Here is a 22,769-nt window from a genome sequence, read left to right as displayed (position 1 = left end):
CTCGTCTCGGCATCCTTGCTCGCTCAGTGAGCGTAGCAATCATGGAATGGTAGTGGGAAGCGCTGGACGGCGTCGGCTCCGCCGAGCATGATGCGGCTCCATGACCGGTGACGTGCTGATGGTGGCCAGCCAGTTCGGGCAGAAGCTGGACTTCTTCGACGCGACCACGCTGGAGAAGCTCGACACCGTGCCGGACCTGATCGCACAGCCGCACGAGATGGCGTGGGACGGCGGGCGCCGGCTCGCCTACCTCGCACACACCTACCGGGCGGGGGCGTACGGCGAGGGCAAGCCGAAGGCGCACGAGATCAGTGTCGTCGACGCCGACGCCCGCACGGTCGTCGACGTGATCGACGTCAGCCCGTACGAGGCGCCGCACGACGTGGAGTACGACCCGGCGGCCGACCTGATCTACACCGGCGTCGAGGCGGGCGACGGCCGCAACGGGATCGTGGTGATCGATGCGGCCACCCGGCAGGTCGTCGGGAACATCCCGCTCGAGGCGCCCAACGCGCACTGGATGTGCCTGACCCCGGACGGCGCAAAGGCCTATGTGGCCCACAAGGAGGCGCCGGTGCTGTCCGTCGTCGACCTGCGGGCGCGCCGGCAGGTCGGCACGATCTCGGCCCCGGCGGGCGCGGAGGAGATCGACTGCTCGCCGGACGGGCGGTTCGTGTTCGCCGCGACGCCGATGATGAGCCTGGTCATCAACGTGGCGCAGGGGCAGCTGAACAAGGCGGTCCCGCCGCCCGGCACGCCGGTGCCCGGACTGGTGAAGATCGACACCGGCACGGACGAGGTCGTCGGCCGGCTGGAGTTCGAGGAGTACCTGTCGGCGCTGCGGGTCGCGCCCGACGGCCGGGTCCTGGTCACCGAGTTCCGCTTCCCGGAGCCTGGCGCCACGCCGTCCGGGCCGGTCCGCGGGCGGGTGCACGTCGTCGACCCGGACAAGCTCGAGGTGCTGGCCTCGGTCGAGGTCGACGAGCTTCCCTTCACCACCCGCTTCTCGGCCGACGGCCGCACCGCGTTCACGGCGAACCTCAAGACGGGCTCGGTGAGCGTGATCGACCTCGACACCTACGAGGTCACGGCCACGCTGGACAACAACATCGGCCCGGCGTTCGGCGGCTCGCACGGCATGTGCCTGGTCCCGGGCAGGGAGGGCTGACGTGGGCCTCCTCGACCGCACCGACCTCGTCGCCAGCTACTACACGCTCACCGGGGCGCACCTGAGCCTGCCGCCCCGGCACCCGCTCGCCGCCCGGGCGGAGGCGGCCGCGGCCGCGGGCTTCACCGGTCTCGCGCTCGCCCCCGCCGAGGCGTCCGCCGGGATCGCGGGCGTGCGCGCAGCGGTGTCCGGGGTCGGGGTGCCCGAGCTCGAGCCGCTGAAGGGCTGGGACTCGGGGGGGCACGGCGACGAGGGGGCCGTGTTCGTGTTGGCCGACGAGTTCGGCTCTCGGCAGGTCACCACCATTCAGCTGGTCGAGGACGTGCCGGCGGACCTGCTGGCCGAGCGGTTCGCGGGGCTGTGCGAGCGGGCCGCGGCGCACGGGCTGACCGTCGGGTTCGAGCCGCGGGCGAACTCCCCGGTCTCCACGCCGGCGCAGGCGGCTGCGCTCGTGCGGGCCTCCGGTGCCGCGAACGCCGGGATCGTGCTCGACGCCTACCACGTCCACCGCGCCGGCGTGACCCTCGCGGACCTCGCGCCGGTGGCCGACCTCGTGGTGTCGCTGCAGCTCAACGACATGCTCGCGGAACCGCGGCCGGACCCGGCGGAGGACGCGCTGGAGTTCCGCCTGGTCCCGGGCGAGGGCGCGATCGACCTGCCGGGGTGGCTGGCCGGGCTCGCCGGCCTGGGGATCGACGTGCCGATCGCCGTCGAGGCCCTGTCCCGCGAGCACAACGCCCGGCCGCTCGCGGAGGCTGCCGCCCGGGCGGCCGAGGGGGCCCGGCGCGCCTTGGCCGCGGCGCGGGAGCTCGCCCACCGGCCGGATCGGCCCACTGGCCATTCGGCCCGGTAGCTGGATCAGCCCGGCTCGCGCATCCACGGCGCAAGCCGGCGCGCAGCGTCCTCGAGGTCCGGCAGGCACTTCTCCACGACCTCCGGCGACATCCGGGTGGTCGGCCCGGACAGCGTGACGGCGGCGACGACCGCACCACCGGATCGCACGGGGACGGCGACGCCGGTCACACCCGAGATCAACCCGTCCGCCTGGACGGCCCAGCCCCGCTCGGCGGTCTCGCGCAGCCGGGCCAGCAGGTCCACCCGGGAACCGGCAGCGTCGCGGGCGCGGTCGATCAGCGCGGTCTGCTCCGCCGCGGCGAGCTCGGCCATCAGCACGTCCCCGGTGGCGGTGCCCACCAACGGCATCGCGTCGCCCACCGGCACGACCCGGCGCAGCTCGTGCCGGCTGTCGACGGAGGCGATGCACACGCGGGTGTCGTCCCGGCGGACGTTCAGCGACGCCGTCTCGCCGGTGCGGTCCCGCAGCTCGGCGAGCACGCGGTGGACGGTGGCCATCGGGTCGCCGCCCGCGCGCGCGTCCCGGACCAGCCGGAACACCCGCGAACCCAGGACGTACGAGCCGTCGTCGAGGCGGTCGAGCATCTGCTCCTCGGCCAGCTCGCGCATGATCCGCGAGACCGTGGACAGCGACAGCCCGATCTCGGTGCTGACCCGGCCGGCGGTGGCCGGCACGCGGGCGGTGGCCACGCCCTCGAGGATCGCGACCACGCGTTGCATCGACCGCACCGGAACTCCCTCCTGACGGCGCGAGCCTACTGGCCCGGCGCGGGCTTGACGCGCTCCGGCGCCGTTCCTACGGTTGTGCCATCCAGCAAGAGTAGCTCTCACTGAGTGAGCGTGAGGGCGGACGGGAGACCAGGTGGCGCCTCGCGCACTGGACGGCGTGACCGTCGTCGACCTGACGCAGATCGTGAGCGGGGCGGTCACCAGCATGATGCTGGCCGACTTCGGCGCGGACGTGATCAAGATCGAGCCCGTGGGCGGGGAGACCTACCGCAAGGCGGGCTACGAGCTGCACGGACCCGGCGGCTCGACCAACCTGAACATCCTGCGGTTCTCCCGCGGCAAGAAGAGCATCGAGCTGGACCTCAAGTCGGAGCGGGGCGCGCAGATCCTCGCCGACCTCGTGGTGCAGGCGGACGTGCTCGTGGAGAACTTCCGTCCGGGAGTGCTCGCCCGGCTCGGTTTCGGCTGGGATCGCCTGCACGAGCTGAACCCGCGCCTGGTCTACACGTCGATCAGCGGCTTCGGGCACGACGACGTGCTGCCCAGCCCGTACCGCGATCTCCCGGCGTACGCGATCATCGCCGAGGCGATGGCCGGCCTGACCCATCTGGCGGGGGAGAAGGACCGCCCGCCGGCCTGGATGGGCTTCGCGATGTCGGACATCTTCTCCGGCACCTGCGCCTTCGCCGGCACCCTCGTGGCGTTGCGCGACCGCGACCGCACGGGCGAGGGCACCCGGGTCGACATCGGCATGTTCGACGCGTCGCTGCTGATGAACGACCTGCCGATGGCCTACAAGGAGCACGTCGGCGAGGCGATGGGGCGCGGGCAGTACGCGCTGCAGTCGCCGTGGGGCCCGTTCGAGACGAGCGACGGGTACGTGATCATCGCCGTGCTCAACGGGCGCGAGTGGGCGGCGCTCTGCGAGTGCATCGGGCGGCCCGACCTCGCCGAGCACCCCGAGCTCACCACCGGCCACCAGCGGTCGAAGGCGCACGAGCGGCTCGTCCGGCCGGCGGTGGAGGAGTGGACCCGGGCCCGCACCAGGGCCGAGGCGGTGGCGGCCCTGCAGGGGCACCGGGTCCCCTCCGCACCGGTCAACACCACGGACGACCTGCTCGACGACCCGCAGGTCGCCGCGCGGCAGATGCGCCAGGAGACCGCGAACCGGGAGCTCGGCACCCTCCGCACGGTCGGCAACCCGATCAAGGTGGCCAGCTCGCTCGTCGGGCAGGAGCCCGCGACGCTGCCCGGGCTCGGCGAGCACACCGACGAGGTGCTCCGCACCCGTCTCGGGCTCGACGACGCGGCCGTCGCGGCGTTGCGCGAGGCGAAGGTGGTGGGCTGATGCCGTTCTCCCACGCCGCCGACCCGCGGGTCGCCCCGGTCGAGGACCCGGAGCCCGAGGTCACGGAGATGCTGGCCAAGACCCTCGGCGACGACCGGGGGGTGCCGTTGGCGATCTTCCGGACGATGGCCCGGCACCCGCGGATGATGAAGCGGTTCAACGTGCTCGGCGGGTTCTTCCTGACCCGCGGGGACCTGCCGGCACGGGAGCGCGAGCTCGTGGTCCTGCGCGTGGCCTGGCGCAGCGGCTGCGAGTACGAGTGGGCCCAGCACGTCCTGATCGGACGCCGGGCCGGGCTCACGGACGCCGAGATCGCCCGGGTCGCCGAGCCGGCCGCGGAGTGGCCGGCGGCCGACGCCGCGCTGCTGCGGGCTGCCGACGAGGTGCTCGACCACATCGATCTCTCCGACGAGACCTGGGCCGAGCTCGCCGGGCGCTTCACCGAGACCCAGCTCGTGGAGCTGGTCGTGCTCGTCGGCTTCTACCGGATGGCCGCCGGGTTCCTGAACGCGACGGGCGTGCAGAAGGAGGCGGACCTGCCGGGCTGGCCGACAGGACCCCGACCGGGGGAAGGGACCTGAAGCGGCCGTCCCCGGCAACTGTGCAACCGCGGCCACGCCCTCGGCACCTCCGGCCTCGCGCCGCTCGCCGAACTCGACCGCCGGCTCCGCGCGGTGACGCTCACGGGGCGGAGGTCTCGCTCTCCGTCGCCGCGACCGCGGGCCGTTCCGGTCTCCGGACCAGGACGGCCGTGGCCACCAGACCGACGAGTGCGAGGACCGTGGTGGCGAGGAACGTCACGGAGTAGCCGAAGTCGGAGGCGACCCTGGCGGAGCCGAGGTACCGGGCGACGCGGGGGTCGAAGGTGTCGGGGTGCAGCCCGAACTGCTCGGCGGCGTTCAGGGCGTCGCGCAGCAGGGGGCCGGTCCGGTCGTCCAGCGGCGGGAGGTTCCGACCGGCGACGTCGGCGTGCAGCCGCGAGAGGTAGGCGCTGTGGAACACGGCGTAGAGCAGGGCGATGCCGACCGCGCCGCCGCCCTGTTCCGCGGTGGCCGACACGCCGGACGCCTGGCCGTGATCGCGTTCCGGAACCGTGTCGATGCTGACGGGATCGTTGACGGTGAGGATGATCGCGAGGCCGACGCCGTAGACCAGCAGGCCCGGTAGCAACCAGGGGTAGTTGCGCGCCCCGGCGCCCAGCGCCAGGAGGACGCCGGCGAGGGCGAGGCAGCCGAAACCGACGACCAGGGGCGGACGTCCACCGGATCGGTCGTACCAGCGCCCGACCAGGGGGGCGAGGACGACCATGGGCACGGTGGTGGGGATCAGGGCCAGGCCGGCGACGGCGGGGTCCATCCCGAGATTGAGGATGAGCAGCAACGGGAAGATCAGCCCGAGACCCATCTCGGCCATGCCGGCCAGGCCCTGGCTGATCGTGGCGCCCAGGTAGTTGCGGCTGCGGCGCAGCAGGGCGAAGTTCATCAGCGGGTCGTGGGCCCGCCGTTCGCGCAGCACGAACGCGGTGAACGCCACGACGCAGACGACCAGGGGGACGATCACCCCTGGCGAGCTCCAGCCCCATGCCGTGGTCTGCCCGAGCCCGAACACCAGGGCGACGAGCCCGGTGCCCGCGGCGACCGCGCCGCTCAGGTCGACGTGGACGCGACCCGTCCGCCGCACGTCGGCGGGCACGGCGCGCATCGTGCAGGCCAGCGTCACCACGAGGAGCGGAAGGTTGATCAGGAGCACCGCACGCCAGCTCAGGACCGAGGTCAGCAGGCCGCCGATGGTGGGGCCCAGCGCACCGGCCACCGCGGCGATCCCGCCCATCGTGCCGAGGGCACGGCCGGCCGCGTCGCGGGAGAAGGCCGAGCTGACGATGGCCACCGTCGTGGGCAGCATCAGCGCGCCACCGGCGCCCTGCAGGACGCGGGCGGCGAGCAGCACCGCGAAGGAGGGCGCGAGGCCGCCCAGCGCCGAGGCGCCCGCGAACAGGACCGCTCCGGTGACGAAGACCTTGCGCCGGCCGAGCAGATCGCCCAGCCGTCCGCCGAGAATGGTCAGGCCCGCGAGCGGCAGGAGGCTCGCGGTGAGCACCCATTGCACCGACTGCGAACGGACGCCGAGATCCTGGGCGATATCGGGCAAGGCCAGGGGGACGGCGGTCTGGTCGATGAGAATCATCGCGTTGGCCACCGTCATCGCGACCAGGACCAGCGTTCCTCTTCCGGACGCGCCGCCATTCGCCATTCGCGCATCCCAACAACTCCCGGCCAGGGCAACCAGGGCACTGCGACCGTCGTCCGCTCGCCGACCGGCCCGTCGGGAATTCACCGTCGGGGGAAATCGACAGGGCGGCGACGGCTATGCGCCATTCTCATGGCATGCCACCTGCCTTCGAGCCACACCCGTCGGGGCCGGCCGTCCCGACCCCGTCCGACGTACGCGACGCCTACCGGGAGGGGCTCGGGCCACGCGAGCGGGCGGTCCTGTGGTCCTGGACCGGCTTCACCGCGACGTTCGCGGGGGTCCGTGGCATCACGTACAGCATCCGGCGCGGCGGCGGCCCGTTCCGGAACGTGTCGGTCGGGGGCGCACACCTGCACCACTACCTCTGGGGCATCGGCCTGCTGGCAGGGGTCGGTGCGGTCGCGGTTCGCGGCACCGACAGGACCCGGCGCCATCCCCTGGTCGCGCTCGCCTACGGCAGCGGCCTGGCGCTGATCGTCGACGAGTTCGCCCTGCTGCTCGATCTGAAGGACGTCTACTGGGAGCGCGAGGGGCGGATCTCGATCGATCTGGGCGTGGGGCTCGTCGCGGCCGGGGGAACCTCGTTCAGCGCGTTGCCCTTGCTGCGACGGCTGCGCGCCGACCGCCGGCGCGGTCGCCGCCGCCGGTGAACGGTCCGGACGGTCGCGCGCTCCCCGACCGCGGTGTACCCCCTGGTGGACGGTCCGCCGCCGGCCGCCGCACCGACCAGGTCCGCGGGCGGCTCCGGCGGCATGCGGCAGCGGGTGCTGATGCGATCGCGATCCCCGGCCGGCCGGGGCTGATCATTCGCCGACGAGCCGACCGGCGCCCTCGACGCCACGGTGCAGCGCCGGATCCTCGACCACCTCGACGCGCTGCGGGCCGAGACCGGCACGGCGACGCTGCTGATCACGCACGACGTCCGGGTGGCCGCGGACCGGGCGGACCGGGTCGTCGTGATGTCCGGCGGGCGGATCGTGGAGGAGGGAGTCCGGCTCCGGGAAGTCGACCACCGCCCGGCTCGTGCTGCGGCTGGCCGACCCGACCGCCGGCGAGATCCGGTTCGACGGCGCCGACATCACCAGGGTGAAGGGCCGCGGCTGGCGGGAGCTGCGCCGGCGCGCCCAGCTCGGGGACTACTACACCCGCGAGCTGCTCGGGGCGATCGCCGGCCGCCGGCACGCCACCGAGGCCGCCTGACCCGCCGCTCCCGCTGCCGGCGCCCGGCGGAGCGGTCGACACCCGCTGTCGGTCACCACGCGGCGCGCGTGAACGCCGGGCGCGTGCGGCGCAGCCGCAGCACGCGCCAGGAGCGGTTGCCGACGCGCGTGCGGTGCGGCTGCCACCAGGAGGGCCGGTGGGCCGACGCGACGGCGGCGACGGCGTGCCGGGACCGGCCTCCGCTGCGGGCGAGTGCGAGGACTTCCTCGTCCATCGGGATGACTCCGAATCCGATGTAGGAGTGATTGCGGTCACTCCGAGCGTATCCACGCACTACGCGGAGTGGTCCATGCCGCGGTCCGGAATCGTCGGTGAATGGCGAGGCGCCGACGGTGAACGGAATGGGGACATTCGGCGAACGAACGTGGTGGAGATCGCGGCCGTCGGGCTGCGCCGAGCCGGTGGACACACGCCGTGAGCAACGCACCCCTACCCGTCTCACTCGACTGCGACACCGGCATCGACTACTCGACGACCCTGCCTGCCTGCTGCGGAGGCCGGAGGCGCTACACGGGCGCCGCCCGGGCGAGCTGACGGCCTCCCCGCCGGGCCGGGATCCACGTTCGGAGCGCGGAGGCGATCTCCACGCGGTACGGTCCACCCACGGGTGAAGAAGGCCGCCCGGCCCTCGACGAGAGGAGGCGGCCGATGACGCTCGCCCATCCCGCTCCCATGGCCATCGACGTCCCGGAGCCGGGCGCATACACCATCCGGCTCCGCGGTCACCTCGACCGCCTGACCGGCGCGCGGCTGCTCCGGCTGGTCGACGCGCGGCTCCAGCTCGCCCGGCACGGGCACGCCGCCACGCGGCACGTCCTGATCGACGTCGCGGACGTCGACTCGATCGGCCCGGGCGCGCTCGCGGCGCTCACCCACGCCCAGCACGCCGCCGACCGCAGCGGCGTCACGCTCGACCTCGTCGGGGCGGGGGCGCTCGCGGGGCGGCTGGGCACGGTGGACCGGCAGGCGCTCGCGCGGTTCCGCTCGTTCCCGACGGTCGCCGCGGCGCTCGCGGGCCTGGAGGCCTAGCCCGCGCGGTGGGCGCGGAGGAGCTCCTGCATCTCGGGGAGCCCGAAGAACTCCGCGGTGGCGAACGCCGACTGGCCGCCCAGAGCGGGGTCGCCGCCGGCTGCGAGCAGGGCCCGCACCGACTCGGGCGACTGCCGGAAGGTCGCGGCGGACAGCGCCGTCTGCCCGCGGTCGTTCGCGCGGTCCGGGTCGGCGCCGCGGTCGAGCAGCGCCTGCACGGTGTCGGGGTGGTCGTGGTAGGCGGCGAGGATCAGCAGGGTGTCGCCCTTGTCGTTGGTCAGGTCCGCCGGCAGGCCCGCGTCGAGGTAGGCGGCCAGCTGCGCGGCGTCCCCGTTCCGGGCCAGGTCGAACATGCGGTGGGCGAAGGCGAGGGTCTCCTCGTCCGGCTCCGGCATGCCGGTCAGCCTAGGTGCGGCGCGGACCCGCCGCCGGTCGCGGCGCGGTGCGCCGCGGTGACCAGGGCGGCCGCCACCGCCACCTCGGCGTCGTCGCGCGGCGCCGGGACGAGGACCAGCCCGGCCGCGAGCCGGACACCGGCGAGCGGGTGGGCGAGGGCCCAGCCCTTCCCGAGGGCGTCGTAGAGCAGCGCGTCGGGGAGGGCGAGGTGCAGGCTGCCGTCCGGGTGCAGGTGCGCGAGCTCGTTCTCCGCCGGGTGGACCAGGGCCGCGGCATCGGCGGGACCGTCCAGGAACAACGCCCGCGTGCCCGCCGGGCCGATCACGGACGGCGCCTCCAGGCCGAGCCCGCGGATCCGCTCCCACAGCGCCGCCTGCCGCGTGCCGGTCGGCCCGACCGGCAGCTGAGGCAGGTCGGGCGTGGTGTCGGGCGGCTCCCCGGCCCGCTCCGGCAGCCGGCCCAGCCCGGGCCAGGTGGGCTCGTCGCCGTCGGGCAGGGGGTTCTCGCCGTGGGCGCGGAGGAAGTCGAGCCGGTCGCCCAGCCAGCTCCCGACGGCCGCGACGACCGATCCCGCCAGCGTCCCGCCGTCGGGCGTGCGCGCGACCCGGACCGGCGCGCCCGACCACCGCCGCAGCCAGTCCCACGTCCGGTCGAGCAGCGGCGCGGGGGTGCGCGGGTCGGCGTCGGCGTGGGCGAGGAACACGGGCATGCCGCGCAGCGCCCCGCGAGGCGGCTCGGGGTCGAGGGGGACGGCGCCGTGCAGCAGGACCGCGCCCGAGAACCGCTCCGGCGCGCGCAGCATCAGGTGCCCGGCCAGCGCGACGCCGCTGCGGAAGGCCAGCAGCAGCACGCAGCGGTCGGGGTGGCCCTCGGTGTCCAGCCAGCGCAGCAGCCAGTCCCCGGCGTCGGCCAGCCCGGCGGGGTCCGGCCGCCCGTCGGTCTCGGCGAACCACGCGAACCCGCGCTCGACGGCCAACGGAGCCCGGACGGCCACGTAGGCGACCGGGCCGTGCGGCAGCCACGGCGAGATCTCGATCATCGAGTGCTCGCTGGTCCCGTTGCCGTGCAGCACCAGGACCAGCGGCGCCGCCGGGTGCGGCGACCCCCACCGCGCGACCATCGGCTCGTCGCCGGGACCGGTGGAGCGCGCGCCGACCGTCATCCGGCGACCGTAGGACGCGGAACGGACCGGGCCCGTCTCAGTTCGACGCACCGCCTGCGGGGTTCTCGCGGCGTGCCGCGTCACCCCTCGCGCAGGTCGCCGTACGCCACCACGGACAGGAACCGGATCGGCAGGGCGACCAGCTCGCGCGGACCGTGCACGCCCTCGCCGTCGAGCTGCAGCGCGTCGCCCGGGCGCAGGGTGTAGCTGGACTCGCCGTGCCCGTAGACCATCTCGCCCTCGAGCATGTAGAGCAGCTCGGTGCCGGGGTGCTGGAACAGCGGGAACTCCTCGCTGCGCTCGGTGAGCGTGACGAGGTGCGCCTCCATCCGCTTGTGCGGCCCGCGCAGCGCGCCCAGCAGGGTGTAGTCGTGGCCGACGCGGGTGCCGCGCGCGACGATCCGGGCGCCGGACCCGGCCGGGGTGAACACCGCCTCGCGCGGGGTGTCGGCGCCGCGGAACAGCGAGGTCACGGGCACGTCGAGGGCGTCGGCCAGCCGGACGAGCGTGGTCAGGCTGCACGAGGTCTGGGCGTTCTCGATCTTGGAGAGCATCGGCTTCGAGATGCCGGTGCGCACGGCCATGTCCGCCAGCGTCAGCCCGGCGGCCTGGCGCAGCCGCCGCACCTGCACGGCGATCGCCCGCTCGAGCCGGCCCTCCTGCGGCGCGGGCCGCTCGACCTCGCGCGCGGCCGGCCCGTGCTCCGGGACCTGCCGCACCTGATCGCTCGCACCCTCCACGGCGGCGAGGCTAGGCCGTGTCTCTCGATCCGGCCCCGCCGGGCCCGGTGATCCACGTTGTTCCCGGCAACGCCGGCGGGGACGGCGTGGGCGCCGGGAGCGGTGGCCGGCGGGTGGGGAGACACGGCCTGGTCGAGTCGGCGGGGTGCGCCGCGCCGCACGCCCGTTCCCTCGACGCACCTCCGGATGGCACGATCGGAACAGTCCTGAACGATCGATCAGGACGGGGTGTGCGACGACGGACGGGAGCGAGCGTGATCGACCTGACGGGTCTCAACGCGGTGGTCACCGGTGGCAACGGCGGCATCGGGCTGGGCATGGCGACCGGCATGGCGAAGGCCGGCGCGAACATCGCGATCTGGGCGCGGGACGAGGCGAAGAGCGCGGAGGCGGTCGCCGGGCTGGAGAAGCTGGGCGTGCGCGCCCTGGCCCTGACCTGCGACGTCGCCGACGAGGCCCAGGTGGCCGACGCCATGGAGCGCACCGTGTCCGAGCTCGGGCCGCTGGGCTGCCTGGTCGCGAACTCGGGGACCTCGGGCCGGCACACCGTGGTCGAGAGCTCGCTCGAGGACTGGCGGCGGATCATGAGCGTCAACCTCGACGGCGCATTCCTGACCTGCCGGGAGGCGGCCCGACGGTTCGTCGAGCAGGGCACGGGCGGCTCGATCGTCGTCGTCAGCTCGATGATCGCGGCCTTCGGCGGCGTGGGGCAGTCCGCCTACGCCGCGAGCAAGACGGGGCTGCTCGGGCTGAGCCGCACACTCGCCGTTGAGCTGGCCCGGCACCGGGTGCGGGTGAACGCGCTGATCCCGGGGTGGACGGTGACCGGGCTGAGTTCGGGCGGCTACGCCGACGACCGCTTCCGCACCGCGACCACGCAGCGCACCCCGGTGCGGCGGTGGGCGGACCCGGCGGAGTTCGAGGAGGTCGGCGCCTACCTCGCCGACCCGTCGTTGACCTTCCACACCGGCGACGAGGTCCGGATCGACGGCGGCTACACGATCTTCTGAGCGAGCGTGCGGAGCGAGCATCGGTATCGCGCGGAGCCCGCGGAGCGAGCACCGGTACCGACGCTCTGGGACCCTGGTCCGGGTGAGCACGACGAGACGGACCGGCGTCGCCGGGGTCGTGGTCGGCGCGGCGGCGGCCGGGATCGGCTGGGCCGCGCGCGACTACCGGCGGTGGAAGGCCCTGGGCCCGGGCGGGGTGCCGGCGAACCCGGTGGGGTGGCTGGCGGTGAGCGGGATGCGGCTGCGTGCCCGCGATCCCTACACATGGCGGGAGGCGGGCAGCGGGGACGTCGACCGCGGGCTGCTGACCCTGCCCCCGCGGGCGGGGGAGCGGCCCGAGGTCGGCCCGCACCCCGTGCCGCACCGGGTCCTCACCCAGCACGCCGACCAGGCACGGGTCGCCGCCCTGCAGGACGTCGTCGAGGAGCTCGCCGGGCGCGACGACCTGGAGATGCGGACGAGCGGCTGGGAGAAGCACCATCCCGCGCTGTGGCGGACCGGTGGCGCCGAGATCGGCCACGTCCACCCCGCGGACGGGTCGATGCACGTCGTGCTCGCCCCGCTCGACGCCCGCGTGGTCGTCGCCCGCCGGTGGGGCGAGTTCCACCCGCTCGCGGGCCGGATGCTGGGCCTGCCCGAGGGCTACGTGCTGCTCTACCCGCCGCGGACCGAGGCCGAGATCGGGCACCTGCGGTCGATCCTCGAGGCCGCCGCCCGCTGACCGGTACCGAGCCGGTCCCGGGCCGGTCCCGGGCGCGGCGCCCACCCCCGCGGCGCCGCGCCCGAGGTTCTAGTGCCGACCTCCGTCGGGCCGGCTGCCGCAGACCCGGCGCCCGGACAGGGTGCCGAGGAGGAGCATCACGCCCCACGGCCCGGCGACCCAGAGCGGCCAGAAGGGCAGCGGGTGCCCGGCGCCGAGCGACGTCGCCACCCACACCACCACGCAGATCGCGTTCACCACGATCCACGGCACCCACGCGGCCGCGAGCGGGGACGGCGGGGTACGTCGGGCCCGGACCGGTGCCGGCCGCGCCGCCTGCGGCCCCGGCAGGTCGGCGAAGACCGCGTCGAGCTCCGCGCGGGTCCGGACCGCGTAGACCCGGTCGACCCGGCGTTCGTACTCGGCGAGGTCGAGCCGCCCCGTCCCCACCTCGGCGGCCAGCCGGGCCGCCCCGCGCTCCCGCTCGTCGTCGCCGATGCGGATCCCCGTCCCGCCCTGCTCGGTCATCGCGAACCACCACCCCCGTCGGACGTCACGAGTGTGCTCCGGTCACGACCGACATGTCAAGTTCGACATGTCAATTCAGGAAGGCGGGACGGCGCACCTGAGCACGACCATCGAGCGGGCCTGGATCCGCATCCGTGCCCCGGCCTTCTGGGTGCGCCGGCGCGTGTTCGCCAGCAGGGGGTCCGCGGTGTCGACGGCCGTCTCCCAGATCCGGCCGTACTCCTCGCCGGGCAGTGTGAACTGGACCTGCTGGTGGTGGGTGTTGATCAGCAACAGGAAGGAGTCGTCCACGATCCGCACGCCGAGGTGGTCGCGGTCCGGGATGCCCTGCCCGTTGAGGTAGATCGCCAGCGACCGGGTCTGCGGGCGCTGCCAGTCCTCGTCGGTCATGTACGTGCCGTCGGGCCGCAGCCAGGCGATGTCGTCCATGCTGGACCCCTGGATGGGCCGGCCCTGGAAGAACCGCTGCCGGCGGAAGATCGGGTGCTTGGCGCGCAGCGCCGTCAGGCACCCGACGAACTCGGTGAGCACCTCGTGCTCCCGGGCGCGGTCCCAGTCGACCCAGGACAGCTCGTTGTCCTGGCAGTAGACGTTGTTGTTGCCCTGCTGGGTGCGGCCCAGCTCGTCGCCGTGCGCGATCATCGGCACGCCCTGCGAGAGCAGCAGCGTGGTGAGGATGTTGCGCTTCTGCCGCTCACGCAGCGCGTGGACCTGCACGTCCTCGGTCGGGCCCTCCGCACCGTGGTTCCAGGAGCGGTTGTGGCTCTCCCCGTCCCGGTTGTCCTCGCCGTTGGCCTCGTTGTGCTTCTCGTTGTAGGAGACGAGGTCCTCGAGGGTGAAGCCGTCGTGCGCGGTCACGAAGTTGATCGACGCGATCGGGCGCCGGTTGTCCGCCTCGTAGAGGTCCGAGGAACCGGTGAACCGGGCCGCGAACTCGCCGAGGCCGGCGGCTTCTCCGCGCCAGAAGTCCCGGACCGTGTCGCGGTAGCGCCCGTTCCACTCCGTCCACAGCGGCGGGAAGCCGCCGACCTGGTAGCCGCCGTCGCCGACGTCCCACGGCTCGGCGATCAGCTTCACCTGGCTCACCACGGGGTCCTGGTTGACCAGGTCGAAGAAGGCGGACAGGCGGTCCACCGCGTGGAACTCGCGGGCGAGCGAGGAGGCGAGGTCGAACCGGAAGCCGTCGACGTGCATCTCCGTGACCCAGTACCGCAGCGAGTCCATGAGCAGCCGCAACGACTCGTGGTGGCGGACGTTGAGGCTGTTCCCGGTGCCCGTGGTGTCGAAGTAGTACATCGGGTCGCCGTCGACGAGCCGGTAGTAGGCCTGGTTGTCGATGCCGCGGAAGGAGAGCGTCGGGCCCAGGTGGTTGCCCTCGGCGGTGTGGTTGTAGACGACGTCGAGGATCACCTCGATGCCCGCCCGGTGCAGCGCGCGGACCATCGCCTTGAACTCCGCGACCTGCTCGCCGCGGGTGCCGAAGCAGGCGTAGCCGTTGTGCGGGGCGAAGAAGCCGATGGTGTTGTAGCCCCAGTAGTTGCGCAGGCCCTTGTCGTCGAGCGTGGAGTCGTGCACGAACTGGTGCACGGGCATGAGCTCGACGGCGGTGACCCCGAGCTCGCGGAAGTGCTCGATCATCACCGGGTGCGCCAGGCCGGCGTAGGTGCCGCGGACATCCTTCGGGATGTCGGGGTGGCGCATGGTCATGCCGCGGACGTGCGCCTCGTAGACGACGGTCTCGTTGTAGGGGATCCGCAGCGGGCGGTCGTCCTGCCAGTCGAAGAAGGGACTGACCACGACGGACGTCATCGCGTACGGCCCCGAGTCCTGGTCGTTGTAGGAGTCGGGGTCGCCGAAGCGGTAGGCGAACAGCGCCTCGTTCCAGCGGTACTCGCCGTCGATCGCCTTCGCGTAGGGGTCGAGCAGCAGCTTCGACGGGTTGCACCGCAGCCCCGCGTGCGGGTCGTACGGGCCGTGCACGCGGTAGCCGTAGCGCTGCCCCGGTCCGACGCGCGGCAGGTAGCCGTGCCAGATCAGGCCGTTGCGCTCGGGCAGGACCACGCGCTCCTCGGTGTCGTCGTCGTGCACGAGACAGAGCTCGATGCGCTCGGCGACCTCCGAGAAGATCGCGAAGTTGGTGCCCCCGCCGTCGAAGGTCGAACCCAGCGGGTAGGGCGAGCCGGGCCAGATGTGCACGTGTCCTCCGGTGCGTGACGAGCGGAGCACAAGTTCTAACCCGCCCGGGCGGCGTCGGCCATTCCTGGCGACCGTGCGCGCCCGGGTTGGGCCGGGTGGGTGTGCGGCGGGATGACGGGTGGGGGAGCGGGTGCGCCGGCCGCGACGGGGTGACGAAGATGGTGGCCGCCCCGCACCGTCGCCGACCGGAAGGACCGCCGTGGACTTCACGCTCCCCGAGACCGCCCTCGCCGTGCAGGAGGGAGTGCGCGCGATCGGCGCCCGCTACGACCACGCCTACTGGTCGCGGCTCGAGGAGGAGCACCGCTTCCCGTGGGAGGTCTGGAGGGACCTGGCCGACGGCGGCTGGATCGGGCTGACCGTGCCGGAGGAGTACGGCGGCGGCGGGCAGGGGATGCTCGAGCTGGCCGTGGCCTGCGAGACCCTGGCCGCGTCGGGCGGCACCGGCGGGATCTTCCTCTACGTCCTCACGCCCGGCTTCGGCGCGACCACGCTCGCCCGGCACGGCACCGAGGAGCAGAAGAAGCGGCTGCTGCCCGGCCTCGCGTCCGGCGACACCCAGTTCTGCATGGCCCTCACCGAGCCCGACGCCGGCAGCGACGCCCTCCGCATCCGCACCCGCGCCGTCCGGGACGGTGGCGACTTCGTGATCAACGGCCAGAAGATCTGGATCTCCGGGCTGGAGAACGCCGACTGGATGATCGCGATCACCCGCACGATCCCCGCCGAGGAGGCGAAGCCCCGCACCGGCGGGTTCACCCTGTTCCTGGTCGACGTCAGGGAGGCGGTCGCCGCGGGGACGCTGCAGTACACCCCGATCCCCAAGCTGGGCAGCAACGTCGTCACCTCCAGCCAGGTCTTCTTCGACGACTTGAGGGTCCCCGCCGGGAACGTCCTCGGCGAGGTCGACGGCGGCTTCTCGGTGCTGTGGGACGTCCTCAACCCCGAGCGCATCCTCGCCGCGGCCGGGGGAGTGGGCACCGCCGACGCCGCGCTCGACGTCGCCGTGCGGTACGCGAAGGAGCGGGAGGTGTTCGGCCGCCCGATCGGCGCCAACCAGGGCATCCAGTTCCCGCTCGCGCAGATCAAGGCGAAGACCGAGCTGGGCAGGCTGATGACCTACAAGGCCGCGTGGCTCTTCGACCGGGGCCTGCCCTGCCACGCCGAGACCAACATCGCCAAGCTGACCGGGGCGCAGGTGGGGTGGGAGGCCGCCAACCAGGCCTTCCAGACCTTCGGCGGCATGGCGTACTCGAAGGAGTACCCGGTGGAGCGGCTGTTCCGGGACTCCCGCATCGCCCGCAACATCCCCGTCGCCGAGGAGCTGGTCCTCGCCCACATCGGCACCCAGGTCCTGGGGCTGCCGCGGAGCTACTGAGACGGCACCGCGGCCGGCCCCGGCTCCGGCGACCGCCGGTCGTGCAGGCTCAGCCGACCCCGCGTCGCCGCGACGACGATCACCGCCAGCACACCGAACCCGACCAGCTCCGGCAGCAGGCCGTAGGTCCGGAGCAGCGGGGCGGGGAAGAGCGGCGCCACGACCTTGTTCGCGAACGTGTTGAAGGACGCGTGCATGAGCATGGTGATCAGCAGGCTCCCCTCCGCATTGTTGAACACCCAGCTCATGACCACGGTCAACGCGGTGATCATCACGAAGAACATGACGACGTTCGCCACGCTCGGAGGCGTCCACACCCCCGTCCAGAACAGGGGCAGGTGCCATGCGGCCCACAGCACGCCCAGGAGGACGCTGCCGGCCAGCGGCCCGTGGGCCGCCTGCAGGCGGGGCAGCGCGAAGCCGCGCCAGCCCGGCTCCTCGCCCAGCGGTCCGCCGAGCACGAAGGTCGTGACGAACGCCAACGGGTAGCCGAGCGCCATCCCGGGCGTCAGCGGCTGGTACGACGCCAGGACCCCGGGCAGCACGATCGCGCCGAACACCTCACCGGCCGGGATCACCAGCAGCACGAACAGGTACCACCGGAGCTTCACGCGCCATTGCACGTACCGGCGCAGCAGGCGCTTCGGGCCCTCGCCGCCCTCGGTCGCCCGGGCCATGACGAACGCCGCCACGGTCGGGCCGGTGAACGTCGCGCCGGCGATCAGCAGGAGCACCGCGACCGGGGGAGGGTGTACGGCAGGAGGCCGGTACCGGTCCGGGAGAGCACGATCGGCAGTTCGAGCAGCCAGGCGCCGGCGAACGCGAGGAGGAAGAAGGACACGAGCGGGCGCCGGGCGAGCACGCCGGGACGCGGGTGGTCCGGCCTCACCCCGAATCCGGAGGTCGTCATGTCGAGCCTCGCTTCCGTGGGCCGGAACAGCAGGTCGTCGAGGTGACGAGCAGCCTCCGGGGCAGCGAGAGTAGGCACCGGAGGTCCGCCGGAGACCACCGTTCATCCGATCGTGTGCCCGCGATTCCGGTCCGGTCGGCGCCGGTCGGTGCGGTCGGTGGCCTCGCCCCTCCGCTCTCGCGCCTACGTCAGGACGAGCGGCGGGCCCCAGTCGAGGAGCAGGCGCAGCGAGGGCGGGCCGTCCGGGGTGAGCGAGAGGCCCGGGAGCGTGGGTCCCGGCGGGACCGCCCCGGTCAGCCGGGTCGCGACGATGCCGGTGGCGCCGCCGGGATGCGCGGGACCGGGCCGGTGGGCGAGGCCGGTGAGCTGGGCGTCGGACAGCTCGGCGACCGCGAGGAACGGCATGTCGGGGTCGCCCTCGTGCACCGCGAGCGTCGGCCCGCTCGGCACGGTGTAGCGGCGGAAACGCCCCTCCGGCAGCGTGCCGCGCAGCACGATCCCGAACGGGTACGCGGTCCGGGCGCAGCGCGCCGCGAAGCCCAGCCCCGACGCCCGCTCGACCTCCGGTTCGTCGATCCAGAGCAGCTCGACGTAGTGCCGCGCGAAGACGATCCGGCGGTTGCGGGTGCCCTGCCCGACGTGCCGGGTGCCGTCGTCGAGCAGCAGCCCGTCCGGCGGCTCCGGAGGACCGGGGAGGAAGGCGATGAGGTGGTCGAGCTCCAGCACCCGTCCAGCATCCCGCGCCGGGCCGCGGGTACGCAGGTGGGGTGATCGATCGTTTCGACGGCTGGATCGCCGGCCTGGGCACGGGCTCCGGGCTGCGCGTCGTGGTGGGGCACTGGCCGCGCTCCCCGCTGGGTCCCTTCACCGATGTCATGGTCGAGCAGCCGGACGGGCACCGGCTCCTGCTCGCGCCCGACGACCGCGTCGCCGGGTTCGTGTCCGCGACGTACACGTTCGACGAGGTGCGGATCGGCCCCGTCGACCACGAGATCCGCGGGGACCGCCGGCAGGTCCGCGCGGGCCCGCTGGAGTGCGCGTTCCGCGTGGGCGGGCGGACGCCGCTCGGCCTGCTGCTCCGCACCGTGCCGCGCTCGCTCGCAACCGCACCCCGCTGGATCGGCACGATCGACGCCGTCGCCCGCCGCGTCCTGCCCGGCGTCCGGACCGTCGGCAGCGCGGGCGGGGGTCGCACCGAGTACTACGGCGCGCTCGACCTCCACCGCCTCACCGCCGCAGTCGTCCGCTGGGAGGGGGAGGACCGGGGTCCCCTCACGCCGGTCCGGCCGCCCGTCCGTTTCGGCTTCGGCTCCACCCCCACCGCCCCCTCCCTGGTCCGCATCATCACCCTCGTCACCCGCGAGAGCTGAGCGCGGGGCCTAAGCCGTGTCTCCCAACCGCCACCACCGATCCCGGCGCCCGCGCCGTCCCCGCCGGCGTTGCCGGGCCACCCGAATACGCCCGGTATGAGGGCAGCCCGGCTGCCTTGCCGGGAACGACGTCGATCACCGGGCCCGGCGGCGCCGGATCGAGAGACACGGCCTAGATCCGTGCCGCGGCGACCGTCGCGCTGAGGCGGGCGGCGGCGGCGCGGACGGCCGCGGCGCGGGACTCGCCCGCCGCACCGGCGAAGTCCTCGCTGCGGCCGCCGAGGCTCAGGGTGGCGACCAGGGAACCGTTGTGGCCCAGGATCGGGGCGGCGACGGCGGAGACACCGGTGAGGTAGTCGTCCCGGCTCCGGGAGACGCCCTCGACCCGGACGTGCTCGAGGTGTGCGGCGAACCCCGCGGGGTCCACGTGGGTCTCGGAGGTGAAGGCGGGCAGGGGTTCCGCCAGCACCCGCGCCCGGATCTCGGGATCGAAGGCGACCATGGCCACCGGGGCCGCGGCCGCGTGGTACGGCAGCACGGTCCCGATCCCGACCGCGGCCAGGACCAGCGGCTTCCCGCCCTCGACGCGGTCGATGCACACCGCGCCCGCCTCCGCCGGGACCATCAGGAACGCCGTGTCCCCGAACTCCGCGGCGAGCGCCTCCAGGGCGGGCCGCGCCTCGGCGCGCAGGTCGAACTCGGCGAGCGCCGCGGCGCCGATCGCGAAGAGCGGCATGCGGATCCGGTAGGCGCCCGCTGCGTCCCGGGACACCCAGCCCGCCTCGACGAACGTGGTCATCAGCCGGTGCACGGTCGGCTTGTTCAGCCCGGACAGGGCGGTCAGCTCGGCGAGCGTGATCACCGGGCGGTCCGCGCCGAAGTGGCCCAGCAACGCACAGGCCCGCAGCACCGACCCGACGGTCTCCCGACCACCTGCCTCCTCCGTCACGGTCGCCAGGTTAGTGATCGCCGTGCCGACGGTCTGCCGCGCAGGCTTCGCCGACGCGTGATGCGGGCGTCTTGACACCGCCCACCTCCCTCGCCCATATTTCCGGAACGCGTATCGCATAACGATACACAGAGAGGTGGACAGTGGAACTGCGCGAGAAGATGACCCACGGGCTCGTCTACGCCCCCGGGGTCTGGGACGGACTGACCGCGCGGCTGGCCGAGCAGGCCGGCTTCGACGCCCTGTGCGCGTCGGGCTTCGCGATCTCCGCCGCGCTCGGGTACCCGGACGCCGAGCTGTACACGATGTCCGAGAACCTGCAGGCCGTCCGCGTGATCCGGGAGTCGAGCACCCTGCCGGTGATCGCGGACATCGACACCGGCTACGGCAACGCCGTCAACGCCGCCCGCACCGCGCGGCGGTTCGCCGACGCCGGGGTCGCGGCGGTCTTCATGGAGGACCAGCGCTCCCCGAAGCGCTGCCCGCTCATCCCGGGCGCCGAGGTGGAGCTGACCGAGCTGCCCGAGGCCGTCGGGAAGGTGCGCGCGGTCAAGGAGAACGCGGGCGACATGATCGTCATCGCCCGGACGGACGCCAAGGGCGACGAGGCGCTGCGCCGTGCCGACGCCTACGTCGCGGCCGGCGCCGAGATGATCATGCCGGTGACCAAGACCTTCTCCACGGTGGAGGAGTGGGCGAAGTGCCACGAGCTCGTCGGGGTGCCGCTCATGGCCACCCTGACGGCGTCGGCGTGGACCGAGCGCGAGTTCACCACCGAGGTCATGGAGCAGATCGGCGTCCGGCTCGCGCTGCTGCCGACCCAGATCCTCATGGCCGTGACGGGCGCCGCGCAGCGCTGCCTGACCCGCCTCGCCGCGGGCGAGCCGCCCGCGACGGTCAGCGAGGACGGCTTGCCGCACCACGACTTCGTCGGTCTGATCGGCATGGACGAGATCGAGCGGCAGCAGCACGCCTATCTCCCGGCGGGAGGCTGACGATGGGCTCCACGATCACCGAGAAGATCCTCGCCCGGGCCGCCGGCACGGACACCGTGCAGGCCGGGGACAACCTCCCCGCCCGCCCGGACTACATGATCGCGTACGACTTCCCGGGCTACACGGACGTCATGTTCCGGCAGATGCACGACGACTTCGGCATCCGCACGCTGAGCGACCCCGAGCGCTACGTGGTCTTCATCGACCACATGCTGACCAAGGGCGACGAGAAGGAGCAGGAGGTCCACCAGGTCACCCGCGACTGGTGCGACTTCTACGGCATCGAGCTCCACGAGGCCCGCGGCATCGGCCACCAGGTCATGGCCGAGCTGGGCTACGCGCTGCCGGGCAATCTCCTCGTCCACTTCGACGGCCACATCTCCGGCGCCGGCGCGTTCGGCGCGCTGGGCTGGGGCGTGCGCCGGGACCTCCTCGAGGCCTGGGTCTCCGGGCAGATCTTCCTCGACGTCCCCGCGACCAGCCGCTTCGAGCTCGACGGCGAGTTCGCTCCGGGCGTCGACAGCCGGGACCTGGTGCACCGCATCATCGCCGACCACGGCGCCGACGGCTGCGCCCACCAGGTCATGGAGTACGCCGGGCCGGGCGCGCGGGCGATGTCGATCGACCGCCGTCAGGGCCTGTGCGGCATGGCGATGTTCACCGGCGCCGTCTCGGCGGTGTTCGAGCCGGACGAGAAGGCGCTCGCCTACGCGAACCGGGTGGCGCGCAAGGAGTTCACGCCCCTGCTGCCGGACGCGGACGCCGAGTACGCCGCCGTCCACCACTACGACCTCTCGACGGTCACGCCGCAGGTCGTGCTCCCGGGGTCCGCCCGCAGCGCCCACACCCGCAGCGCCGCCGAGCTCACCGGCACCCCGGTGACCAAGGCCTTCATCGGGTCCTGCGCCTCCGGCCGGATCGAGGACATCCGCGCCGCGGCGCTGGTGCTCGACGGCCGCACGGTCGCCCCGGGCGTCGAGCTCAACGTGGTCCCCACCTCGGACGCCGTGCACAGGCAGGCGGAGGACGAGGGCCTGCTCGACGTGCTGCGCAGGGCGGGCGCGCAGATCGCGCGGTCCAGCTGCGACTTCTGCTTCGGCTACCAGAAGCCGCTGCAGCCGGACGAGAACTGCATCTCCACCGGCGTGCTCAACATCTCCGGCCGGATGGGCAGCACGGCGGCGAACATCTACATGGGATCGGCCTTCACCGTCGCGGCGAGCGCAGTGGCCGGCACGATCACGGCCGCCGAGGAGGTGTCCCGCTCGTGAGCGCCGCGCGCGACTACCCGCCGCCGCCCGACCTGATCGAGGGCCGCGTCGCCTGGGTCTTCGGCGACGACTTCGACATCGACCTGGTGATCGGCGTCGAGAACATCAAGTCCTACGACGCGGAGTTCCTGCGCAGCAAGGTGATGGAGGCCTACGACCCGGCCTTCGCCGATCGCGTGCGGCCGGGGGACGTGATCGTCGGCGGCCGGAACTTCGGCTACGGCCACCCGCACTACCCGCCGATGGTGGCGCTGCGCGATCTCGGGATCGCCGCAGTGCTGGCCGAATCCTTCTCGCCCGGCTTCTGGCGCGGCGAGACCTACAACGGCATGCCGCTGCTGACCGTCCCCGGCATCAGCGACGCCGTGACCACCGGCGACGCCGTGTCCGTCGACTGGCGCAAGGCCGTCGTCACGCTCGCCGACGGCGTCCGGCTGCACGGCACCCCACCCAGCGACCGCGTGGTCCGGGTGATCGAGGCGGGCGGCTCGCTCAAGCTGCTGCTCGCCGAACACTCCCGCGTCTGACCCTTCCCGCTCAGCCCGCTCGAGGACGAACGGAACC

At 73.5% G+C, this 22,769-nt stretch carries 27 protein-coding genes; 14 read left to right on the top strand and 13 right to left on the bottom strand.

The window, feature by feature from the left end:
* Positions 1-100 precede the first annotated feature (100 nt).
* Both ACQP04_RS21340 and ACQP04_RS21335 read left to right on the top strand, forming a co-directional pair.
* Complete coding sequence (locus ACQP04_RS21340; protein ID WP_433502322.1) at positions 101-1,168, top strand: YncE family protein; 1,068 nt, start codon at positions 101-103, stop codon at positions 1,166-1,168.
* 1 nt (position 1,169) lies between these two features.
* The gene (locus ACQP04_RS21335; protein WP_433502321.1) at positions 1,170-2,021 is read left to right on the top strand and encodes a sugar phosphate isomerase/epimerase family protein; all 852 of its coding nucleotides are present in this window, start codon (positions 1,170-1,172) and stop codon (positions 2,019-2,021) included.
* A 5-nt stretch (positions 2,022-2,026) separates the two neighbouring features.
* Here ACQP04_RS21335 and ACQP04_RS21330 read toward each other — a convergent pair whose 3' ends face one another.
* A complete protein-coding gene (locus ACQP04_RS21330) occupies positions 2,027-2,743 on the bottom strand; it encodes an IclR family transcriptional regulator (RefSeq protein WP_433502320.1) in 717 nt (238 codons plus the stop codon).
* A gap of 142 nt (positions 2,744-2,885) precedes the next feature.
* On the opposite strand from ACQP04_RS21330, the gene ACQP04_RS21325 reads away from it, so the two are divergent.
* Positions 2,886-4,100, top strand: a complete 1,215-nt coding sequence (locus ACQP04_RS21325; protein ID WP_433502319.1) for a CaiB/BaiF CoA transferase family protein — start codon at positions 2,886-2,888, stop codon at positions 4,098-4,100.
* Positions 4,100-4,681 (top strand): carboxymuconolactone decarboxylase family protein, encoded by a 582-nt coding sequence (locus ACQP04_RS21320; RefSeq protein ID WP_433502318.1) that lies wholly within the window; start codon positions 4,100-4,102, stop codon positions 4,679-4,681. Before ACQP04_RS21325 ends, ACQP04_RS21320 begins: the two co-directional genes overlap by 1 nt.
* Positions 4,682-4,781: 100 nt before the next feature.
* Here ACQP04_RS21320 and ACQP04_RS21315 read toward each other — a convergent pair whose 3' ends face one another.
* Positions 4,782-6,350: an MFS transporter gene (locus ACQP04_RS21315; RefSeq protein ID WP_433502317.1), complete on the bottom strand. Its 1,569-nt coding sequence runs from the start codon at positions 6,348-6,350 to the stop codon at positions 4,782-4,784.
* A gap of 134 nt (positions 6,351-6,484) precedes the next feature.
* Here ACQP04_RS21315 and ACQP04_RS21310 point away from each other — a divergent pair, with 134 nt between their 5' ends.
* The gene (locus ACQP04_RS21310) at positions 6,485-7,000 is read left to right on the top strand and encodes a hypothetical protein (RefSeq protein WP_433502316.1); all 516 of its coding nucleotides are present in this window, start codon (positions 6,485-6,487) and stop codon (positions 6,998-7,000) included.
* A gap of 153 nt (positions 7,001-7,153) precedes the next feature.
* Here ACQP04_RS21310 and ACQP04_RS21305 read toward each other — a convergent pair whose 3' ends face one another.
* Positions 7,154-7,363: a hypothetical protein gene (locus tag ACQP04_RS21305; protein WP_433502315.1), complete on the bottom strand. Its 210-nt coding sequence runs from the start codon at positions 7,361-7,363 to the stop codon at positions 7,154-7,156.
* Positions 7,364-7,373: 10 nt separating this feature from the next.
* Between ACQP04_RS21305 and ACQP04_RS21300 the strand changes: the two genes are divergently transcribed.
* Positions 7,374-7,550 (top strand): hypothetical protein, encoded by a 177-nt coding sequence (locus ACQP04_RS21300; RefSeq protein ID WP_433502314.1) that lies wholly within the window; start codon positions 7,374-7,376, stop codon positions 7,548-7,550.
* 52 nt (positions 7,551-7,602) lie between these two features.
* Here ACQP04_RS21300 and ACQP04_RS21295 read toward each other — a convergent pair whose 3' ends face one another.
* Positions 7,603-7,785, bottom strand: coding sequence for a hypothetical protein (locus ACQP04_RS21295; RefSeq protein WP_433502313.1), 183 nt, complete (start codon positions 7,783-7,785; stop codon positions 7,603-7,605).
* A 434-nt stretch (positions 7,786-8,219) separates the two neighbouring features.
* Between ACQP04_RS21295 and ACQP04_RS21290 the strand changes: the two genes are divergently transcribed.
* Positions 8,220-8,600, top strand: a complete 381-nt coding sequence (locus ACQP04_RS21290; RefSeq protein ID WP_433502312.1) for a hypothetical protein — start codon at positions 8,220-8,222, stop codon at positions 8,598-8,600.
* On the opposite strand, the gene ACQP04_RS21285 is transcribed toward ACQP04_RS21290, so the two are convergent.
* The 3 genes from ACQP04_RS21285 to ACQP04_RS21275 all read right to left on the bottom strand — a co-directional run bounded on the left by ACQP04_RS21285 (position 8,597) and on the right by ACQP04_RS21275 (position 10,898).
* Positions 8,597-8,995 carry an ankyrin repeat domain-containing protein gene (locus tag ACQP04_RS21285; protein ID WP_433502311.1) on the bottom strand — a complete coding sequence of 133 codons (399 nt, stop codon included), beginning with the start codon at positions 8,993-8,995 and terminating at the stop codon, positions 8,597-8,599. The two genes, ACQP04_RS21290 and ACQP04_RS21285, sit on opposite strands and share 4 nt — an antisense overlap.
* 5 nt (positions 8,996-9,000) lie before the next feature.
* Positions 9,001-10,158, bottom strand: a complete 1,158-nt coding sequence (locus tag ACQP04_RS21280; protein ID WP_433502310.1) for a luciferase family protein — start codon at positions 10,156-10,158, stop codon at positions 9,001-9,003.
* Between the two features lie 80 nt (positions 10,159-10,238).
* Positions 10,239-10,898: a helix-turn-helix domain-containing protein gene (locus ACQP04_RS21275; RefSeq protein WP_433502309.1), complete on the bottom strand. Its 660-nt coding sequence runs from the start codon at positions 10,896-10,898 to the stop codon at positions 10,239-10,241.
* A gap of 254 nt (positions 10,899-11,152) precedes the next feature.
* Here ACQP04_RS21275 and ACQP04_RS21270 point away from each other — a divergent pair, with 254 nt between their 5' ends.
* Together ACQP04_RS21270 and ACQP04_RS21265 are read left to right on the top strand one after the other, a co-directional pair.
* Positions 11,153-11,908, top strand: a complete 756-nt coding sequence (locus ACQP04_RS21270; RefSeq protein ID WP_433502308.1) for an SDR family NAD(P)-dependent oxidoreductase — start codon at positions 11,153-11,155, stop codon at positions 11,906-11,908.
* An 82-nt stretch (positions 11,909-11,990) separates the two neighbouring features.
* Entirely contained in the window at positions 11,991-12,629 is a 639-nt protein-coding gene (locus tag ACQP04_RS21265; RefSeq protein ID WP_433502307.1) for a hypothetical protein, read from the top strand.
* Positions 12,630-12,698: 69 nt separating this feature from the next.
* Here ACQP04_RS21265 and ACQP04_RS21260 read toward each other — a convergent pair whose 3' ends face one another.
* A complete protein-coding gene (locus ACQP04_RS21260) occupies positions 12,699-13,136 on the bottom strand; it encodes a DUF1707 SHOCT-like domain-containing protein (protein WP_433502306.1) in 438 nt (145 codons plus the stop codon).
* Positions 13,137-13,211: 75 nt separating this feature from the next.
* Positions 13,212-15,332 carry a glycogen debranching protein GlgX gene (glgX, locus tag ACQP04_RS21255; RefSeq protein ID WP_433502305.1) on the bottom strand — a complete coding sequence of 707 codons (2,121 nt, stop codon included), beginning with the start codon at positions 15,330-15,332 and terminating at the stop codon, positions 13,212-13,214.
* A gap of 199 nt (positions 15,333-15,531) precedes the next feature.
* Between glgX and ACQP04_RS21250 the strand changes: the two genes are divergently transcribed.
* Positions 15,532-16,710 carry an acyl-CoA dehydrogenase family protein gene (locus tag ACQP04_RS21250; RefSeq protein ID WP_433502304.1) on the top strand — a complete coding sequence of 393 codons (1,179 nt, stop codon included), beginning with the start codon at positions 15,532-15,534 and terminating at the stop codon, positions 16,708-16,710.
* Here ACQP04_RS21250 and ACQP04_RS21245 read toward each other — a convergent pair.
* The 3 genes from ACQP04_RS21245 to ACQP04_RS21235 form a co-directional block, all read right to left on the bottom strand.
* Positions 16,704-17,444, bottom strand: coding sequence for a CPBP family intramembrane glutamic endopeptidase (locus ACQP04_RS21245; RefSeq protein ID WP_433502303.1), 741 nt, complete (start codon positions 17,442-17,444; stop codon positions 16,704-16,706). The genes ACQP04_RS21250 and ACQP04_RS21245 overlap by 7 nt on opposite strands.
* Positions 17,432-17,620: a hypothetical protein gene (locus ACQP04_RS21240; protein WP_433502302.1), complete on the bottom strand. Its 189-nt coding sequence runs from the start codon at positions 17,618-17,620 to the stop codon at positions 17,432-17,434. The genes ACQP04_RS21245 and ACQP04_RS21240 overlap by 13 nt, the downstream gene beginning before the upstream one ends.
* A 183-nt stretch (positions 17,621-17,803) precedes the next feature.
* Entirely contained in the window at positions 17,804-18,346 is a 543-nt protein-coding gene (locus ACQP04_RS21235) for a VOC family protein (protein WP_433502301.1), read from the bottom strand.
* A gap of 41 nt (positions 18,347-18,387) precedes the next feature.
* On the opposite strand from ACQP04_RS21235, the gene ACQP04_RS21230 reads away from it, so the two are divergent.
* Positions 18,388-18,990 (top strand): hypothetical protein, encoded by a 603-nt coding sequence (locus ACQP04_RS21230; RefSeq protein WP_433502300.1) that lies wholly within the window; start codon positions 18,388-18,390, stop codon positions 18,988-18,990.
* Between the two features lie 172 nt (positions 18,991-19,162).
* On the opposite strand, the gene ACQP04_RS21225 is transcribed toward ACQP04_RS21230, so the two are convergent.
* On the bottom strand, positions 19,163-19,939 hold the full coding sequence (locus ACQP04_RS21225) for an IclR family transcriptional regulator (protein WP_433502299.1): 777 nt from the start codon (positions 19,937-19,939) through the stop codon (positions 19,163-19,165).
* A 143-nt stretch (positions 19,940-20,082) separates the two neighbouring features.
* Here ACQP04_RS21225 and ACQP04_RS21220 point away from each other — a divergent pair, with 143 nt between their 5' ends.
* Genes ACQP04_RS21220 through ACQP04_RS21210 form a run of 3 tightly spaced genes read left to right on the top strand, consistent with a single transcriptional unit; the run spans position 20,083 to position 22,732 of the window.
* Positions 20,083-20,934 (top strand): isocitrate lyase/PEP mutase family protein, encoded by an 852-nt coding sequence (locus ACQP04_RS21220; RefSeq protein WP_433502298.1) that lies wholly within the window; start codon positions 20,083-20,085, stop codon positions 20,932-20,934.
* A gap of 2 nt (positions 20,935-20,936) precedes the next feature.
* Positions 20,937-22,205, top strand: coding sequence for a 3-isopropylmalate dehydratase large subunit (locus ACQP04_RS21215; RefSeq protein WP_433502297.1), 1,269 nt, complete (start codon positions 20,937-20,939; stop codon positions 22,203-22,205).
* Positions 22,202-22,732, top strand: a complete 531-nt coding sequence (locus tag ACQP04_RS21210; RefSeq protein WP_433502296.1) for a 3-isopropylmalate dehydratase — start codon at positions 22,202-22,204, stop codon at positions 22,730-22,732. The genes ACQP04_RS21215 and ACQP04_RS21210 overlap by 4 nt, the downstream gene beginning before the upstream one ends.
* Positions 22,733-22,769: the final 37 nt, after the last annotated feature.

It is taken from the genome of Pseudonocardia halophobica, from assembly GCF_050948485.1.
GTDB classification, from domain to species: Bacteria; Actinomycetota; Actinomycetes; order Mycobacteriales; family Pseudonocardiaceae; genus Pseudonocardia; species Pseudonocardia halophobica.
Note: the sequence above shows the minus strand (reverse complement) of the source record. Positions and strands in the feature narration are given on the sequence as shown.

Bases quoted from the DNA above. Each gene is read 5' to 3' on its own strand.
- ACQP04_RS21240 (WP_433502302.1), bottom strand. From the start codon at position 17,620: ATGACGACCTCCGGATTCGGGGTGAGGCCGGACCACCCGCGTCCCGGC.
- ACQP04_RS21340 (WP_433502322.1), top strand. From the start codon at position 101: ATGACCGGTGACGTGCTGATGGTGGCCAGCCAGTTCGGGCAGAAGCTG.
- ACQP04_RS21215 (WP_433502297.1), top strand. From the start codon at position 20,937: ATGGGCTCCACGATCACCGAGAAGATCCTCGCCCGGGCCGCCGGCACG.
- ACQP04_RS21280 (WP_433502310.1), bottom strand. From the start codon at position 10,158: ATGACGGTCGGCGCGCGCTCCACCGGTCCCGGCGACGAGCCGATGGTC.
- ACQP04_RS21290 (WP_433502312.1), top strand. From the start codon at position 8,220: ATGACGCTCGCCCATCCCGCTCCCATGGCCATCGACGTCCCGGAGCCG.
- ACQP04_RS21310 (WP_433502316.1), top strand. From the start codon at position 6,485: ATGCCACCTGCCTTCGAGCCACACCCGTCGGGGCCGGCCGTCCCGACC.
- ACQP04_RS21295 (WP_433502313.1), bottom strand. From the start codon at position 7,785: ATGGACGAGGAAGTCCTCGCACTCGCCCGCAGCGGAGGCCGGTCCCGG.
- ACQP04_RS21260 (WP_433502306.1), bottom strand. From the start codon at position 13,136: ATGACCGAGCAGGGCGGGACGGGGATCCGCATCGGCGACGACGAGCGG.
- ACQP04_RS21315 (WP_433502317.1), bottom strand. From the start codon at position 6,350: ATGGCGAATGGCGGCGCGTCCGGAAGAGGAACGCTGGTCCTGGTCGCG.
- ACQP04_RS21320 (WP_433502318.1), top strand. From the start codon at position 4,100: ATGCCGTTCTCCCACGCCGCCGACCCGCGGGTCGCCCCGGTCGAGGAC.
- ACQP04_RS21330 (WP_433502320.1), bottom strand. From the start codon at position 2,743: ATGCAACGCGTGGTCGCGATCCTCGAGGGCGTGGCCACCGCCCGCGTG.
- ACQP04_RS21285 (WP_433502311.1), bottom strand. From the start codon at position 8,995: ATGCCGGAGCCGGACGAGGAGACCCTCGCCTTCGCCCACCGCATGTTC.